Here is a 17,881-nt window from a genome sequence, read left to right as displayed (position 1 = left end):
AAAAGTTGACCGGGCAATGAAACGGCTCAACAGACTGGCAGCGTACGCACATGAAAAAACCCGGCACTGTGCAGCAGACCGGGTTTAGAATAGAGGCAACGTATGCGGTTACGTCCAATCGAGAGACCACAAGCGCGAAGCAAATCCGCCTGCGTCGTCTTACTCTGGTTAGCTACGTTACTGCCGACAGGTAGATGCCTCGGAAAGGGTAACCGTGGCTACTCGACACGATAGGCAACAACCGTGTTTTTAAAGAATGTTGGAACGAGGAGTAACTTTCCGCGTTTGATGTACTCAATATCGGCCGAGTTGATTTTGCTGGCGCGGGTATCCAACAGACTCTGCTTTTCCCCCAATTTGTCGACGAAAAATACCTGACCATTCCAGTCAGATACGAAAAAGCCCGCTTTCCCATCGGAGACGATGCCGTCGGTAACGGTCATTCCCTCGGCAATGGTTGTTATTTTTTGCGTTGCCAAATCTACCCGACGCAGGGCACCGATCTTGGTGCTGCCAATTAGCAGGGAGTTTTTTCCTTCGGCAAGCAGACCGTTCGGTTTGTTTAGTTGCTCGCCCGACATGACGACTTCCCAGTTACCGTCTTTGAGTCGGTAAATTTTATCGAACCGGCTATCCGATACGTAGACTATGCCATCGTTGGTCACCGTGACATCATTCAGGAAGGCATTTTTGGGGTCAATGGCGTCATATGTTTTTTCAACCTGACCCGTTGCTGTGTTGATTTCAACCAGCCGATACACGTCCGTTACATAAAGTTTCCCTTTAAACAGCCCCATGCCTTTAGGGGCGTTTAGGCCAGTGGCCCAGCGCAGATTCGTGACTTTACCGTCGGTTGTCATCTGGCTAATGAAACCGTTGCCATCCAGTTCGTCAGCTTTGCCGTCGATGTTGGCCACGTAGACGATCTCCGATGCGGCATCGAACAGAACCGATTCGGGCGTACGCAGCAGGGTAGAGTCTGACTCCCAGACTTTTACTAGTTTTTTTGGCTTGGGTTTTGCTACACTAGCTTGGCTGATTCCCAGAAAAAGCCCGGTGGCTATAAACAGGCATGAAATAGAGCCTGACAAATTGATCATGATGTGTTTGTTTTCCGGGAGCAAAAGAAAGGCAGTTTTCAGCCACTACAACGTCGATTGGCATATTTTCAGCAATCGGCAGGCCAGATTCGCCCTTAGTTCCTGTTTATCAGTAAACTAACAAAAAAGTAATCGTTGTCTCGTTTGTTCAGGTAAATTAGAAATTGACTGTATTTTTTAATAAACCTTCTCACTATGAACAGGTTATTGACCTGCTACCCTCTAAACATTCGACCATGTTTACCCAACACAACCAACAAAACGTGGCTTCTCCGCTGAAAGCAAGTATACAGGATCTAGCCCGCCTGCATCAGTTCTACGACCCATCCGACGAAATGCTCTGGGCATTTTTCAACGCACGTGTGCTGATGAATCAGCCGATTGAAGTAGATGATTTCGTGTTGCAAATTGTGTTGTCTGATGAACCATATGGGCAGATTCCGACGACCGCCGTGGGATAAATGCCGGGCTATGCGTAACATTACGCGGCTTTTCGGGGCTATTTCCGGCATTTAGTTTCACTCCACTCTCCGTCTGTTTTATGCAAATTGGATTTGTTGGCCTTGGTAAAATGGGCTTTAATATGGTGCTCAACTTACTGCGCCATAAGCACGAAGTAATAGGTTATGACATCAACGAGGGGTTGGTGAATGACATAAAAGCAGAAGGTGCTCAGGGTGTGCTTACGCTACCCGACCTATGCAACTCGCTACAGGGGCGACGCGTACTCTGGCTGATGATTCCGGCTGGTCCGCTGATCGACCGGGTGATCGACCAACTGTTGCCACTTGTCAGCGAAGGTGATATTTTAATTGATGGAGGGAATTCGCATTACAAAGACACGATGCGCCGCTACGCAATGCTGAAAGAAAAAGGCATCAATTACGTAGACTGCGGCACAAGTGGCGGTATGGAAGGGGCACTGAACGGGGCCTGTACGATGGTTGGTGGTGATCCTGATGTAGTATCGTACATCGCACAGGTGTTTACCGATATGTCAGTTGAGAACGGTTACCTCTACACGGGGCCGGCTGGTAGTGGCCACTTTACCAAGATGGTCCATAACGGAATTGAGTACGGCATGATGCAGTCGATTGCCGAAGGCTTCGAGGTGCTGGAAAAAAGTCCGTTTCCGTATGATTATCAGGCTGTTGCCAAGATGTGGAACAACGGTTCGGTTATCCGTAGCTGGCTGATGGAGCTGACGGAAAGTGCGTTCACGAAAGATGCAAAGCTGGAAGGTATTCTGGGCCGGATGCACTCGTCGGGCGAAGGAAAATGGACGCTGGAAACGGCGCTGGACATGGGTGTTCCAACACCGGTCATCGCCATGTCGGTGCTGATGCGGTATCGGTCACTGCAGGAGGATACGTTCTCTGGCAAAGTGGTGGCAGCACTGCGAAATGAGTTTGGCGGCCATGCAGTAGATAAGAAGGGGTGATTGATTAATCGGTTGATTGGTTGACTGCTCCGCAGACCGTTGCTGTTTCCTGACAGCGCCAGTCCGTAAGCCAACCAATCAACCGATTAACCATTCCCCAGTAGCCTAAGTATCCGTAACATTCCCCTTTGCCCCGCGGTTGATAGCCTGATTCACTATTCTAAATCAGACATGGCTGTTAATCTGCTTACTTATCTATCCGATCAGTTCACGCCCTCGGTCATTGACCAGCTAGGCCAACGGATTGGCGAGTCGCCTGCCAATACAGGCACGGCCATCAAGGCAATTATTCCTATCGTACTTGGTGGTTTAGCACAACGTACCCACACGCTTTCCGACGCCGACGAAATTGTCGACTTTCTCCGTCATACGTCGTATACCAAATCCGGTACCCCGCTCGACATCGCCCAGGTGAGCGACACGGCCGCCGAAACGCACGAAGCCGTGTCGTCGGGAAGCACATTCATTGAACGGGTGCTGCCAACGAATGTCGATAAGGTAGCCCGTGCAATTGCCCAGCACAGCCACATCAATCGGACCTCGGCCCTGAGCCTGATGGATCTTGTTGGGGCGGTTCTCGAAGGTGTACTGGGGCGGCAGTCTCTCGAAAACGGAATGACGGGTCTGAATATGAGTACACTCGTTGGTGGGCAGGTGGCCGACATCCGGGCTGGTATTCCGGCTGGACTGGCTGGCCTGGCCACATCGCTCGGATTCGATAAGCTGGGTGGCCCGGACACGGGCGAAGGGCAGCAGGTGACTACGTTTATGAGTACACCTGTTAACCCTGATATTCCCAAAAGTCCGCTGGTTGAACGCGAACGGGAAAATGTCAACTGGCTGCGGTGGGCAATGATTGCCGTCGGGGCACTCATCCTGTTCCTGATCATTCAGAAGTGCAGCCAACCACAGACAGCTACAGACGGCGTATACACCGATACCACAGCCCGGTCTGAGCCAGACAACCGAGAAGATACATCCGCTACAACCCGGGCCAACGTGGCTGAGTCGAACGGAACGCCCGCAGGTACGTTGCCGGGTGGACCGGCGGGTGCCGCTGCGGCTGCGGCTGAAGAAAAGCGGCAGATGGAGTTGCCCGGTGGTCGCCGGATCAGGGTGATTCCCAATACCTTCAACGCAAATCTGGCGCAGTTTCTGGCTGGGAAAACCCGGCCATTGCCCCGCACGTTCACGTTTGAAAACCTGACGTTCGAAACCAATTCGACCCGGATTACGAGTGAATCGCAACCGAACGTAAACGACCTGATCGAGATTATGAACGCCTATCCGACGTTGCAGATCAATATTCAGGGGCACACCGATAACACAGGTGATGCGGCGGCGAACAAAAAGTTGTCGCTCGATCGGGCAAATGCCATTCGGTCGGTACTTACGTCGGCCGGGGTGGCAGCTAACCGAATCACCACGCAGGGGTTCGGTGCTGAGAAACCAACGGCTTCAAACGATAATACCGAAGGCCGACAGCAGAATCGGCGCATTGATGTAGTGCTGACGAAGATTTAATTCGTGGCTGTCTGTAGCGATGCAAGCGCTTGCGTCGCTACAGACGCTATTTTTGCAGCTTAGATCACAACCTATGTTTGCAGACGCGATTGACCTTGTCGATCCATTTACCCGCCCCATTCATTCTATTATCCGGCTTTATGGCCACAATGAAGTTATTCCCGGCTCGGCTACCCTTTTCTTTGTCAACGATGAAGCCTGCGCCATCACCTGCAAGCATGTTGCCGAGCTGATTGTTCAGTCTGATTCAATTTTTGGTCAGTTCAACGCCTTCAGAGCTGAACTCCGGCAGTTTCAGCGCGATAAAAACTACGCCCATCTATTGCAGAAACTGGAAACGAAGTACGGCTTCAAGGGTGAAACTGTTATCCGGGTCCGGAATATGTTCATGAACTGTGTGGATCAGTTCACGGAACTGAAAGTAGACCTGCACCCGCTGTATGACCTGGCCCTGATTCGGTTTATCGGGTACAACCGCACCCTGTATAAAGGCCACGCCACCTTCCTACGGGATAGCTCACGGGCTCGTCCGGGCCGGTCGCTATGCCGACTGGGTTATCCGTTTCCTGAGTTTACCAATTATCGCTACAATGAGCCCAACGATGATATAGAATGGGTGAGCGATGGACGGGATGTTACGCCGAAGTTTCCGATCGACGGGATCATTACCCGCTTGTTATCGGATAATGGCACTAACGTAACCGGTATAGAACTGAGCACGCCGGGCCTGCGCGGTCAGAGCGGCGGTCCTTTATTTGATGTGAATGGGCTGGTTTACGGCATGCAGGCCGAAACGCGTCATCTCCATTTGGGCTTCGATATCGAGGGGCGCGACGTGATGGTCAATGGCCGAAAAGCCCGCGTTTCGAACTATCCATTCCTGAATGTAGGTGCCTGCGTACACGTCGACGTTATTAAACGGTTCCTGAGCGACCATAACGTTGCTTACTCCGAGGGGTAAAAAAGCGACCGTCATGGAATCAGGATGAGGGCTACTCCCGCCGACCAGCAAGCGGCACTGACAGCAGGCGTTGACAAACAGGAAAAAGCAAAGCGTGAGCAGCTACAAAGCACGATTGACCAACTACGATCAGCCGCAGTCAGGTACGTTCCTTAGCTAAGTCTGACTTTAAACAGATCTTTTGAGCGTGTATATATGTAGCTGACAACCAGAACGGTAACCACGCCGCCCGCCAGTACTGACCGGACCGTGCCTAGTATCCGTGCCGCCACGCCCGATTCAAACGCGCCAATCTCGTTGGACGAGCTAACGAAAATGCCATTCACGGCCGCCACCCGTCCGCGGAGATGATCGGGCGGGAATATCTGCATGATCGTTTGGCGGATAATGACGCTAACGCTGTCGAACGCACCGGTAAGCGCCAGCATAATCAGCGACAGATAGAAATTGGTTGAGAGGGCAAAGACAATGGTTGCCACACCAAACGCCACTACCGCTAGCAACATATTGCGCCAGGCATTGTGGGTGGGCGGGTATTTTGCCATGGCCAACATGGTAATAACCGCCCCGATCGATGGAGCAGCCCGCAAGGCACCCAGCCCTTCAGCACCAACTTTCAGAATGTCTTCGGCGAAAATGGGCAGGATGGCCACCACGCCGCCAAACAGCACCGAGAACAGGTCCAGTGAAATAGCGTAGAGAACGATCCGGTTGCTGAAGACGAATGCAAACCCCTCGCGTAGGCTACTCCAGAAGCCAACATCGGTTAGGGATTGAGTACTGACAACCGGATGCCGCTTGATTAATGACAGGAAAATAAAGCAGAGTATGTACAGAAAAATGGCGGTCAGCAGCGTATTCTCAAAACCGATCGTGGCGTAGAGGACTCCCGCAACGCCAGGCCCGACAATGGCCCCGGCCTGCCAGAATGAACTGCTCCAGGTCGAGGAATTAGCGTACAACTCACGGGGCACCAGAAACGGTTTGAGCGACGAACTGGCCGGCGAATAAAAGCCACGGGCGGTTCCGATCAGCATGAGCACGCCGTAAATAACGGCTAATCGGGTTGTCTGCGAAAACTGACTGACAACGGCCGGCTGAAAGGCAGCATACAAAATAACCGACCCCAGCATAACGACGAGCAAACTGATCTGAAGGATCCGCTTTTTATCACGCCGGTCGGCTAGGTGACCACCAAAAAGGGAAAGTGCGATGAACGGAATGGCTTCGGCCAGCCCAACCAACCCTAAAGCCAGTGGGTCGCGCGTGATTTTGTAAAGTTCGTAGCCCAGAATTACTTCCTGAATCAGGAGAGTGATCGTAAAGAAAAACGAGTTGAGGATATAATACAGAAAATCGGGTATGCGTAGCGATGCAAAGGGGTCGTAGGGTGGAATTGCGGCGCTGGAGTCGGGAGAAGCCATGAAGAAATGAGCAGTGTCTACAGGTAAAAGCCCAAAGTTGCGCCACAGGTTCATCGTGCAGCGCAACTTTGGGCTTTAAACAAAACGTAGATTGACAGAGCAATTAGACGCCCTAGGGGTACATAGCCTGTACCGTAGCAATATCCAGCGGCGAGAGCGCATCACGCTGACCGGTAAAGGTAGAGCCGTCTTTCTTGGTGATGGTTGGTTGCCCGTTCACCGAGAAGCTCCAGGAGTGGTACATCATCACCGAATTGAAGTCGAACCCACCCGGCTGATCAAAGCCATCCTTGTTTTGCTGCACATACGTCTGAAAATCGGACTCGTAGCCAGGCTGAATATTTTGCGTCAAAATGGTGACCGAGTTGTCGCGATCGGCGCGGCTGTGTTCGTGGTATAGTCCAACAGTATGCCCAATTTCGTGGATAGTATTCCCCGTTGTGCACCAATCGCCCAGCGTGATAAACTGCTGACCCCCAAGCCGCCCTACATACGACGAGCAACCGCCACCTGGTTTGAAGGTAACGTAGCTGTATTGGGTTGTACGCTGCACAAACCGAATGGCGGTGTTGGCTTCCCAATGCGCAATGGCTGCGGTGACACGATCCTGATAAGGTAGGGTAGGATCAATGGTGTAATAAACAATTTTTCCGGTCCAGCGCAGGCTTTTCAGCGTTCTGCCTGTTCCTTCTGTGGCGTGGTCTGCGTCGGATAAATCGCTGGTAGACAGAATGATATCTCCCTGATATACAGCTTTTCCATTGATGGCCCGGTAGGTTATTGGCTGGCCACGATACGTACCTGACTGCACAGTGCCTGACTGGCGGGGGTAAGCTGTTTCGAGCGGGTCGCCATTATGCTTGGGCGCCAAATTGGTTTGCTGCTGGTCTGATGAACAGCCGATGAGACATAGAGCTGCCATGGCAGCTCCCGCGAAGGAGAGTGTAGAAGTTTTCATTAAAACAGTTGAATAAATGTGTAAGCGTTCATTAAAATACTACTCAATTTCTAGGCCAGAATATAAATTCCCCAATCTCTAATAATATACGTTATGGCCATTTTTTCTGGATTTATATACGAGTAAAAAAGATGAAATAAGTTGATCGACTCCGGAATTAACAATAAAACTCTACTTAAGTAATAGACATAGTTCTTATTTTTGCTGGCAAACTTATTGAGACAGTGCGACCAATTTACTGGTCAGCTTTTCATAATTTTTTGTATAATAAAACACAGTGTTGATAAAAAAACAGGCTGATTCACTTGCTCAAAGCGAGCAACTGGTAGCCGTATCCAAGCGAGTGACAAACACGTCTAAGCCTACCCAGTTATTGTTAACTCCGATTAGTGAAAATCAATTGATTCCTCATTAGATCAGGCAGCTACTCAACCATCCGTCTTTTCCATCGATGAACCACTTGCCAAAACAACCCGAGCAACTGACCGCATTAAATGAACGGCTTGATATCAACTTCGCCATCCAGGCTGCTGGGTTTGGGGTTTGGGAACTGGATCCCAGGACGAATCAGGTGGTCTGGGATGAGCGGTGTCGAGAACTTTTCGGGTTTGCCAGGGCTACGTCCCTCACCTTCGAAGAGGCTGTTCAGGGCGTACATCCCGATGATCGCGATCGAATCACTCAGGCAATAGAGCGAGCGATCGATCCACACTATAAAGTGAACTATGATCAGATATTCCGCACAATTGGCATCGACGATGGCCAACTGCGCTGGGTGCATTTTCGGGGACAAAGCTATTTTACGCCAGGCGGTGAAGCGTACCGTTTTGCGGGTATAGGTCAGGATGTAACCCAGCAGGTGCTTGACCGTCAGGTGTTGGAAGATAGCCGCACCCAGCTACGCCGTGTGATCGAGGTATCGCCTGTGGCTATGGCGCTTCATGTGGGACCTGACCATCGGATAGAGCTAGCCAATGATACGATCCTGATGTTCTGGGGTAAAGACCGCTCGGTGCTTGGTCATCCGTTTCGTGAGGCGGTGCCTGAGCTGGCCGGGCAAAACTTTTTTGAACTGATCGACCAGGTATATGCTACCGGAGAGCCGTACCAGGCCCTGGCAACGCCGGCGCAACTGGCCATAGATGGGCAGGTGAGCACCTACTACTTTAATTTCTCACTCAAGCCACTACGAAATGGCCAGGGCCAGGTATACGCCACCCTGAATACGGCCGTCGATGTGACCGAGCAGGTATTGGCTTACCAACGGCTGGCGGATAATGAAGCGCATCTGAAACTACTGCGCAACACGGTTCCCGCCATGATCTTCTATCTGGACGATCAGCAACGGTACCAGTCATATAACGAGACGTTTAGGAAGTGGTTTGGTGTTGATGCCACCGAAGCGCTTGGCAAAACGGTGCGGGAGTTTCTTGGCGAGGTTGCGTATCAGAAGGTATTGCCGCAGTTAACTGCAGCCTATGCAGGGCAGCAGGTGGGGTATGAATTGTGGAGCCCGTCGCGAATGGGTGAAAGCCGTTGGCTGGCTATCACCTACACCCCGCATAAGTCGGAGTGGGGAAACGTCCTTGGCCTGATCGTTCATGCGGCCGATATTACCCAAAACAAACAGATTGAGCTCGATTTACGGGAAAGTGAGGATGCCCTGCGCAATGCCATCAACCTGGCTGAACTTGGTAACTTCAGCATCGACCTGACCACCAACCAGGTTACTGTATCAGCGCGCGTTGCTGACTGGTTTGGCTTCGATACCCAGACAGTCGGGACCGAATCGTTTCTGAGGGGCGTTGGTGAGCGCAATCGGGACCATGTACGGGCCAGCCTCTTCAATACACTGCTGCCTGGTTCGGATGGGCGCTACGACCTCATTCACTCGGTTGTCAGTGCCCGAACTGGCCAGCGGCGTATGCTGCAGGCAATAGGACAGGCTTTTTTCGATACTAGCGGAAAGCCCCTCCAAATTGAAGGCACAGTCAAGGATATAACAGTACAGCGGGAATTACAGATGGTGCTGGAACAGCAGGTGCAGAAGCGTACCGAAGAGCTGGATGCCGCCAATGAAGAGCTGCTGAAGATCAATGAGGAGCTGCAGGAGAGCTACGACGATATGGCCATGACGAACGACCAGCTCAATGAGTTAAACCACCTGCTGAGCCGCTCTAACGAGAATCTTCAGCAGTTTGCCTATGTGGCCAGCCACGATTTGCAGGAGCCTTTACGCAAGATTCAGTCGTTTGGGCAGCTATTGCAGGAACAACATAGTGGAGACCTGGGCGGTGGAATCGACTACCTTCAGCGCATGCAGGCCGCCGCCAGCCGGATGTCTATCCTGATTCGGGACTTACTGGCCTATTCGCGGATTGCCACCCATCAGGAAAACAGAGTGCCGCTCTCCCTGAACACGGTTGTTAGTCAGGTGCTTCTTGATCTGGACCTATTGATTGAAGAGACAGAGGCAACAATCACCGTTGACCCATTACCCACCTTAACGGGAGATGAAACCCAACTGAAGCAGCTATTCCAGAACCTGCTTGGCAATGCCCTGAAGTTCCGCCAGCCGACTGTAGCTCCTCAGATCAGGGTGCGTTACCAGCAGCTTGACGCAGGTACGTTGCCACCCAGCCTGAAACTAGCCCGTTACGCCGACGTGTATTACCGGATCGATGTAACCGACAACGGCATTGGCTTTGAGCAGAAGTACACTGACCGGATCTTTCACGTCTTTCAGCGCCTGCACGGAAGGGCCAAATATGGCGGAACCGGTATTGGACTGGCCATTTGTGAAAAAGTAGCGACCAATCACGGCGGAGCAATCGTAGCAACCAGCCAACCAGGCCAAGGCGCTACCTTCAGCGTATACCTGCCCAGCTAGTAGCCAGACAGTGCTCCATCTGGTTGTCAATAGGCCAGTTGCCCACCCAACAATGCCAATCACAACTAAGCCTGTAGAAAGCGCGAAGTAGGGTTCAAATCCCTGCGTCTCCACTATAAGCGTTCAAAAACCCCGAAATTAACTCTGTTTCGGTACTTTGAATACGAGAAACTGGCGGCTGGCCGCAGTCGCTGTTTCTATCTGTAGCGTCTTGATACTACTTTTTTACCAACAGTAACATCAAAGTTGGCCATGCTTTGATAATGATGGCTATCGGTTAGGGTAGCGTCGAACAATAGGTAGCGAACCGTTAAATGAGTGGAAAAGCAATAGTACTCGCAGTCATGCTATTAAATAGTATAACCTTTGTTTTCTCTCAAAATAGGGTGCCGACGCTTAGGCAGGACATTCCGCTGGATTCGATTCGCTTGAGCGACCCGTTTATTTTGGCGGATAAAAAGACTTCAATCTACTACATGACCGGTACGGGAGGTATGTTGTGGAGAAGCAGCGACCTGAAAAAGTGGACTGGTCCGTTCAATCCTGTTAAAACTGACCCTGAATCCTGGATGGGGAAGAATCCGATGATTTGGGCCGCCGAACTGCACGACTATAAAGGCAAATACTACTACTTTGCCACCTTCACCAATCGGGCCGTAAAAATTGATACCGTTGGCGAGAATGTCATTGAACGGCGGGCCAGTCATGTGTTAGTCAGCGACAGCCCTGAGGGGCCCTATGTACCCATGGCCGATCCTACTTATCTGCCTGCCAACAAACCGACGTTGGATGGCACATTCTGGGTAGATAAAGATGGAAAGCCCTATATGGTTTACTGCTACGAATGGCTGCAAAACCTGAACGGCACTATCGAGAAAATAGAGCTTAAGCCCGATTTAAGCGGGTCGGTAGGGGAGGGTAAGCTTCTTTTTCGGGCCAGTGATAGCCCGTGGAGCCGGCAAAAAGAGAATGGTAAGGTGGGCCCGAATAAAGTAACAGACGGACCATATCTATTCCGTACTGGTACCGGTCGGTTGGGCATGATCTGGACCAGCTGGATCTACGATGTGTATACGCAAGGGGTGGCCTACTCGAAAAGCGGTACACTGGACGGCCCCTGGGTGCAGGAAAACGACCCGATAACGCCACCAAATTACGGCCACGGCATGCTGTTTCGCACGCTAAATGGTAAGTGGTTGATGGCCATTCACAGCCATAAAAGCAGTAGCGGGCGTTCCATACGAATTCCTCATCTCCTTGAGGTAGATTTTTCAGGTGATAAGCTGGTTGTAGGTACGTCGTACATACCATAGGGGAGGCTTACTTGTAGATACGAAAATTGCTTCGCGTGCGGTCAAAGAGCCAGCACGCGAAGCAATTTTTGGTATAACTGGTTTTGTAAGGACGCCTTCGTCAGAATGGTGATTTTTACACCGTCAACTGCCCCTCAATGGAATCGTCGAGAGTTTTACCTAGCACAGCACCGGCAGCCATTTTCAGAAGGGCCACAGCATCACCATGCTTGTTGTCCCAGTAGTAGCCCTCCCGGGTTGCTACGTTGATAACGGTTATTCGAGGGTCGTCGACACCTTCGGTAAACCATGTTTTGAGAATTGGCTCCCACAGCTCTTTTATCAACTCCTTATCGGTTGAGATCGTGGCCGTGCCGTAGATGCTCAGGAAGTCGGAATGGGCTGATCCCTGGAATAGAAGCTGAACGTAGTCATCTGACTGAATTTCCTGATTCTTGTGGCTATCGTTTGCGCTCAGGAACCAGAAGTTTCCCTGCTCATCTACTTTCTGTACCGACATGGGGCGCACCGTCAGTGGCTGACCCGTGCTAATGTTTGTGCAGAAAAAACAGGTGTTTGTCTTGGTAGCCAACTCCTTTATTTTTTGGCCGGCCTGGGTACGTTGCAAATCCTGATGATTGTCTTCAGGCTGATTGCGGTTGATGCTATCCATATGTTGTTCGTTGAGTGGCCAACCGCGCGCAGTTGGCAAGTAACTAGTGTCTTCTCTAAACCTGTTTTAAGGGCATATGTTACCTGAAACCATCAGGTAATGGTGCAATGACTGCTTTTCGTTTTTGCATGAAACCCGAAAAATATGGAATCGAACTTGCAAACAGGTTAACTTTTTTCAAACCGGCAGCAGACATTCATTTCTCTGGTAGTTCGATTACGCCTGACCAGTATTTATACTTGATATGCCAGGCGTGTGCAATGGTTTTAACCTTCATAGATGAACACTGCTGGCAGCTATGAATTAGTTGTTCTGCCCTGATAGCCCAGCTTGCCGGTAAGCAGCAATCAAACGGAATAGTGGGGTTAATTGATGCATGTACTACAGGTATGTGGGCTGCAATCTGCTAGCTGCCAGTATAGTTATTGTTCCGAAAAAACACTGCGGCCTGATCACGTCAGGCACAGAGTTAAATTAACGGATTAATGCGTGGAATCTCATCTACCTGTGAGGTAATTGTTGACTAATCGACGTATAAGTATAAAATGGAATAGGGTTTAAAATTTTTTGGTAGTTATTACTTAAAAAAATTACGAAGTAATGTGAAAAAAAGAAGGATATATTAAAATATTTTAATTAGAATAATAAAATCGAGCTCTTCTGTGGATATACCCCATCTCGGGTAAACCCTAAACTATTCGTTCATTTTTCCAATCAACTATCATGAAAAACCATTTACAACGAGTGGCTCATGTGGCACGTATTCTTATAGTGAGCTGGCTACTGTGTAGCAGTGCTTTTGCCCAGGACCGACGGATAAACGGTCAGGTAAAAGATGAACAGGGGGCCGTATTGCCCGGTGTAAGTGTCGTTGTGAAAGGCACTCAGCAGGGAACAACGACAGACGTGCAGGGGAACTATGCCCTCAGTGTACCCAACGGAAACTCGATCCTGGTATTTTCGTATGTGGGGTATATGGCCAAGGAGGTAACGGTTGGCAATCAGACCTCGATCAATCTGGCTTTGATGAATGACAACAAAGCACTCGACGAACTGGTCGTCATCGGCTACGGTACGGCCCGGAAATCTGATTTAACCGGTGCCGTGGCTACGGTCAAGCAGTCGCAGTTGTACGAACGCCCCGCACCTTCGCTCAATCAGGCGCTGTCGGGTCGGTTGCCTGGTGTGCAGGTAAACACGAACTCAGGCCGTCCGGGTGGTCGCACAACCATTCGGATTCGGGGGTTCAGCTCGATCAACTCGTCGAACAACCCTCTGTATGTGGTCGATGGGGTGATGTTGCCGCAGGGTAACCAGAACCAGTTCAGCTCGGCCATCGACTACATTAACCCGAACGACATTGTCTCGGTTGAGGTGCTGAAAGATGCGTCGTCGACGGCTATTTACGGGGCGCGGGGTGCCAACGGCGTTATTCTGGTAACGACCAAAAAAGGGAAAGCCGGAGAAGGACAGGTTACCTACAACGCCGATTTCAGCGTCAATACGATTGGGCCCAACCGGCCGCATGTGCTGAACGCGAAAGAATACCTGGCAACGGAAGATCTGGCCTACGCCAATATCGCCAAGTTCGATCCCGCTGGCTGGGCTGCTGGTAAATACACGAACCTGGACCCGGTGGCCAGAAGACGGCAGTACAGCGCGGCGCATCCGGGCGTTTTCGACAGCAACCTGAACCCGCTGTACGACACCGACTGGTTTAAGGAAACCACGCAGAATAAACTATCGCAAAACCACCAGTTGGGCTTCAGCGGGGGCAATGAACGTACCCAGTATTCGCTGTCGCTGGGCTATCGGAACGACGAAGGCCTGATCAAAACGTCGTACCTGAAGCGCTATTCAGGGCGGTTTACCATTGATGATCAGGTGAAGAAATGGCTGAAGGTTGGGGGTACGTTAAGCTACAATAACCAGAGCGAGAACCTGGTCGATATCAACGATGCCGTTGCCCGCCAGATCGTGGAAGACTTCCCGTTCCTGCCTGTACAGTATCCCGACGGCTCGTATGCCAGCAACCGCGATTACCCAAGCGCCGAGGGGTCATTCAGTTCCATGCACCGGCTGATGGACCGGCGGTTTATTCTGAACACGCAAACGACGCTGGGTAGCCTGTACTCCAACATCAACATAGCCAAAGGGTTGGAAATGAGAACGGTGCTGGGGACGAATATTTTGACCCAGGAAAATGATGAGTCGCAGACCCGGACGTTGAACCCCGGTAGTTTTGGTAACGCCGCGGCCCGGTATCGCAAAGAGAGCTTCTGGTCGCTGGAAAACTATCTGACGTATAACAAGCAGATTAACGAGTCGAGCAACCTCACGGCGCTGTTGGGCCTTTCGTGGCAGGAGACCAACATTTTCAGCATGGGGGCCACGGTCAACAACTTTGCTACCGACTATTTCGGTTACAACAACCTGGGGGCCGGAGCAACCAATCCGCAGGTATCGTCGGGGGCGTCGCGGTTCGCGTTCAACTCGTACTTCGGCCGGGTCAACTACAGCCTGATGGACAAGTACCTGTTTACGGTTACGGGTCGGGCCGATGGTTCGTCTAAATTCGGTGCCAACCACAAGTTCGCGTTTTTCCCGTCGGCGGCCTTTGCCTGGCGCGTGTCTGAGGAAAGCTTCCTGAAAGGAAACTCCGTCATCTCCAACCTGAAACTACGCACCAGCTATGGGTTGACGGGTAACTCGGAGATTCCGCCTTATTCGTCGCTGGCGCTGCTAAGTTCCAACTACTCGGCCGTTTACAACGACACGCGGGTTGGCGGAACGGGCATCGACCGCCTGGCTAACCCGGATCTGCGCTGGGAAAAAACCGCCCAGACCGATGTTGGCCTGGAAATCAGCTTATTTAAGGGGCGGATCTCGCTGGAAGCGGATTACTATTATCGCCTGACGACCGATATGCTGCTCGATGCGCCGGTTCCACGCACCAGCGGTTATGCGACCATTCGCCGGAACGTGGGTTCAATGCAGAATGCCGGGTTCGAGTTTGGCCTCAACACGGTCAACATCGACCGGGGTAACTTCACCTGGAACACGACGTTCAATATCTCGATGAACCGCAACAAGGTGCTGTCGCTGGCTACGCCGTCGGATATTTTCAACGTGGGTGGTCCTAACTTCACCAACCCAACCAACGTCATTCGCGTTGGCGAACCTGTTGGTGCCTTCTGGGGCCTGACCCGTCTGGGTACGTGGAGCGAAGCCGAACGCGAAGAAGCGGCCAAGTTTACCAGCTACCGTAACAACCTGACGTTGCTGCCCGGCGACATCAAGTACCTCGACGTGAACGGCGACAAGGCGATCACCGATGCGGATCGCAGCATTATCGGCAATGGCAGCCCGAAAGGATGGGGCGCACTGACCAACAGTTTCCGATACAAAAAATTCGACGCCACGATCGAGCTTCAGTTCATGTATGGCAACGATGTGATGCTAATGAACCTGCACGCCAGTGAAGACCGGCAGGCACTGGCCAACAGCTATACCTCTGTCTTAAACGCCTGGACGCCGACCAACCAGAACACGCCGATTGCGCAGATTCGCGAAACCCGGGCTGGGTACGTGACCAACGTAGATTCACACTGGATCAAAGACGGTTCGTTCCTCCGTGGTCGCAATTTCCTGGTGGGCTACACCATGCCATCGGAAGTGACAAATCGCCTGAAAATGAGCCGTCTCCGTTTCTATGCTACGGTTCAGAACCTGTTCCTGCTGGTGAAAGACCCGATCGTTGGTGACCCGGAAGTAACGCCAACCAACCAGGGTGATGGCAACAGCGCTTTCTCACAAGGCATGATCTGGCACAACTATCCGAAGCCAACCACGTACCTGATCGGCCTACAAATTGGCCTCTAATTCAAGACACTGACCTCAACTTAGATACGTATCATGCGATCTTCACTGATAAATTCAATAGCTAAAACGATGTTGGTAGGAACCGTTTTACTCGGGCCGGTTGGTTGCACCAACTTCCTGAATGAAATGGCGCCGTCGAACCTGACAACCAATAGCTTTTATACTATTCCTGACCATGCCGAAGCAGGACTGGCATCGGTCTACGCCAGTCTGCGGTTCATCGGCGACGGGGCGAACATCTTCTCGAATAACTGGCAGTTGCTCGAAGCGATGACCGGTACGTCGACCACGGAAACGGCTCAGAACTCCGATCTGAATAACCTGTACAGTTTGGCGCACGATGGCAATACCACCCACATCGTCAACTACTGGAATGGCCTGTACCGGGTAATTGCCCAGGCCAACCAGGTACTTGATCGGGTGCCGGCCATTACGCCGATGGATGCCGCTCAGAAGACAAAAATTCTGGGTGAAACGCGGTTTCTACGCGCCTGGGCTTATTTCCAGGCGGTTCGGTTGTGGGGCGACGTGCCACTGATTACCAAACCGCAGCCCGATGCCACGGCCGCTGATTTCAGCCCGCCGCGCGCCTCGAAAGAAGATGTCTACAAACTCATCGTGGAAGATCTGCAAGCGGCTGAAGCAGCTGGGCTGGCCTGGATGGACGTGAGCGGTCGGGTGAATCTGGCGGCAGTTAAATCGCAACTGGCAACGGTTTACCTGACAATGGCCGGTTTCCCGCTGAGCAAAGGGGCATCCTACTATAAACTGGCAGCTGATAAAGCCTTCGAGGTGATCACTTATGCGAATGCGAATCCGTCGGTGATCAACCTGTTTACGACCTACGAAGACGTTCACCGCGAAAGTCAGAAAAACCGGGTGGAGCATCTGTTCATGATCCAGTACAACTCCGTTGTAGCGGCCAATCCGATGGATAACTTCTACGGAAACTTCAAGCCCATCAACTACAACGGACCAACCGGAACCGGCAGTTCGGTGCCAACGGCTGCGTTCTATAAGTCGTACGAAGCGGGCGATCTGCGGGCCAAAGATCAGGAAGGGTATTTCTACACGACCTACTACACCAATGGCACCGGCGCGCCCTTCAGTTTAGGGGCTCCTTACGTGTTCAAGCATTTCAACCGGACTGCCAACGGTACGGCAGGCGTAGCGGGTACACGGTTGAACAACCTAAACGTACCCCAGATTCGCTACGCGGAAACGCTGCTGTTGTATGCCGAAGCACAGAATGAACTGGGTGCACCCACGCAGGCCGCCTACGACGCCCTGAAACGCATCCGCGACCGGGCTAAGCTAACCACTCCAGCGCTGGGTACGTTCTCGCAAACCACCTTCCGGGAGGCAGTATGGCGGGAACGCTGGCATGAACTGTGCTACGAGCAGATCACCTGGTTTGACATGATCCGGCTGCGGAAAGTTTACAACGAGACGACCAACGGCTTCGACAATTTCGTGGGTCATATTAACCTGAGCACGAATAAAACGCTGGAGGCCAAACACCTGCTGTTGCCACTGCCAAGACCGGAGCTTCTGAATAACCCGAACCTTGGGCCGCAGAATCCAGGTTACCCGAACTAAGAGGGAATGGGAACCTACAAGTCTGCTTTACATAAATGACAAAAGCGCTGCTTGATGTACCATGATCCAACAAACAAATTGGTCAGGTACTAGTCCGTATCCATCGAAAACCCCGATAGCTTCCGGCTGTCGGGGTT

Annotated in this window: 12 protein-coding genes; 8 read left to right on the top strand and 4 right to left on the bottom strand. The window is 51.7% G+C overall.

Going from position 1 to position 17,881, the window contains the following annotated elements; translation table 11 throughout:
- Window positions 1-218: 218 nt before the first annotated feature.
- A complete protein-coding gene (locus J2I46_RS22655) occupies window positions 219-1,100 on the bottom strand; it encodes an SMP-30/gluconolactonase/LRE family protein (protein ID WP_207331340.1) in 882 nt (293 codons plus the stop codon).
- 236 nt (window positions 1,101-1,336) lie between these two features.
- Between J2I46_RS22655 and J2I46_RS22650 the strand changes: the two genes are divergently transcribed.
- The 4 genes from J2I46_RS22650 to J2I46_RS22635 all read left to right on the top strand — a co-directional run bounded on the left by J2I46_RS22650 (window position 1,337) and on the right by J2I46_RS22635 (window position 5,026).
- The gene (locus tag J2I46_RS22650; RefSeq protein WP_207331339.1) at window positions 1,337-1,561 is read left to right on the top strand and encodes a hypothetical protein; all 225 of its coding nucleotides are present in this window, start codon (window positions 1,337-1,339) and stop codon (window positions 1,559-1,561) included.
- An 80-nt stretch (window positions 1,562-1,641) separates the two neighbouring features.
- A complete protein-coding gene (gene gnd, locus J2I46_RS22645) occupies window positions 1,642-2,541 on the top strand; it encodes a phosphogluconate dehydrogenase (NAD(+)-dependent, decarboxylating) (protein ID WP_207331338.1) in 900 nt (299 codons plus the stop codon).
- Window positions 2,542-2,712: 171 nt separating this feature from the next.
- Window positions 2,713-4,065, top strand: coding sequence for an OmpA family protein (locus J2I46_RS22640; RefSeq protein ID WP_207331337.1), 1,353 nt, complete (start codon window positions 2,713-2,715; stop codon window positions 4,063-4,065).
- Window positions 4,066-4,138: 73 nt separating this feature from the next.
- Window positions 4,139-5,026, top strand: coding sequence for a trypsin-like peptidase domain-containing protein (locus J2I46_RS22635; RefSeq protein WP_207331336.1), 888 nt, complete (start codon window positions 4,139-4,141; stop codon window positions 5,024-5,026).
- Window positions 5,027-5,178: 152 nt separating this feature from the next.
- Here J2I46_RS22635 and J2I46_RS22630 read toward each other — a convergent pair whose 3' ends face one another.
- Window positions 5,179-6,450 (bottom strand): MFS transporter, encoded by a 1,272-nt coding sequence (locus tag J2I46_RS22630; RefSeq protein ID WP_229379892.1) that lies wholly within the window; start codon window positions 6,448-6,450, stop codon window positions 5,179-5,181.
- Window positions 6,451-6,562: 112 nt separating this feature from the next.
- Window positions 6,563-7,408 carry a M12 family metallopeptidase gene (locus tag J2I46_RS22625; RefSeq protein ID WP_207331335.1) on the bottom strand — a complete coding sequence of 282 codons (846 nt, stop codon included), beginning with the start codon at window positions 7,406-7,408 and terminating at the stop codon, window positions 6,563-6,565.
- A gap of 451 nt (window positions 7,409-7,859) precedes the next feature.
- Here J2I46_RS22625 and J2I46_RS22620 point away from each other — a divergent pair, with 451 nt between their 5' ends.
- Both J2I46_RS22620 and J2I46_RS22615 read left to right on the top strand, forming a co-directional pair.
- Window positions 7,860-10,298 carry a PAS domain-containing sensor histidine kinase gene (locus tag J2I46_RS22620; RefSeq protein WP_207331334.1) on the top strand — a complete coding sequence of 813 codons (2,439 nt, stop codon included), beginning with the start codon at window positions 7,860-7,862 and terminating at the stop codon, window positions 10,296-10,298.
- Between the two features lie 314 nt (window positions 10,299-10,612).
- On the top strand, window positions 10,613-11,611 hold the full coding sequence (locus J2I46_RS22615; protein WP_207331333.1) for a glycoside hydrolase family 43 protein: 999 nt from the start codon (window positions 10,613-10,615) through the stop codon (window positions 11,609-11,611).
- Window positions 11,612-11,726: 115 nt separating this feature from the next.
- On the opposite strand, the gene J2I46_RS22610 is transcribed toward J2I46_RS22615, so the two are convergent.
- Window positions 11,727-12,263 carry a pyridoxamine 5'-phosphate oxidase family protein gene (locus J2I46_RS22610; RefSeq protein WP_207331332.1) on the bottom strand — a complete coding sequence of 179 codons (537 nt, stop codon included), beginning with the start codon at window positions 12,261-12,263 and terminating at the stop codon, window positions 11,727-11,729.
- A gap of 723 nt (window positions 12,264-12,986) precedes the next feature.
- Between J2I46_RS22610 and J2I46_RS22605 the strand changes: the two genes are divergently transcribed.
- On the top strand, window positions 12,987-16,145 hold the full coding sequence (locus J2I46_RS22605; RefSeq protein WP_207331331.1) for a SusC/RagA family TonB-linked outer membrane protein: 3,159 nt from the start codon (window positions 12,987-12,989) through the stop codon (window positions 16,143-16,145).
- A 69-nt stretch (window positions 16,146-16,214) separates the two neighbouring features.
- Entirely contained in the window at window positions 16,215-17,744 is a 1,530-nt protein-coding gene (locus J2I46_RS22600) for a RagB/SusD family nutrient uptake outer membrane protein (protein ID WP_374758101.1), read from the top strand.
- Window positions 17,745-17,881: the final 137 nt, after the last annotated feature.

The organism is Fibrella forsythiae (assembly GCF_017353175.1).
GTDB lineage: Bacteria > Bacteroidota > Bacteroidia > Cytophagales > Spirosomataceae > Fibrella > Fibrella forsythiae.
The sequence above is the reverse complement of the archived record's forward strand: the minus strand, read 5'-3'. Positions and strand labels throughout refer to the sequence as shown.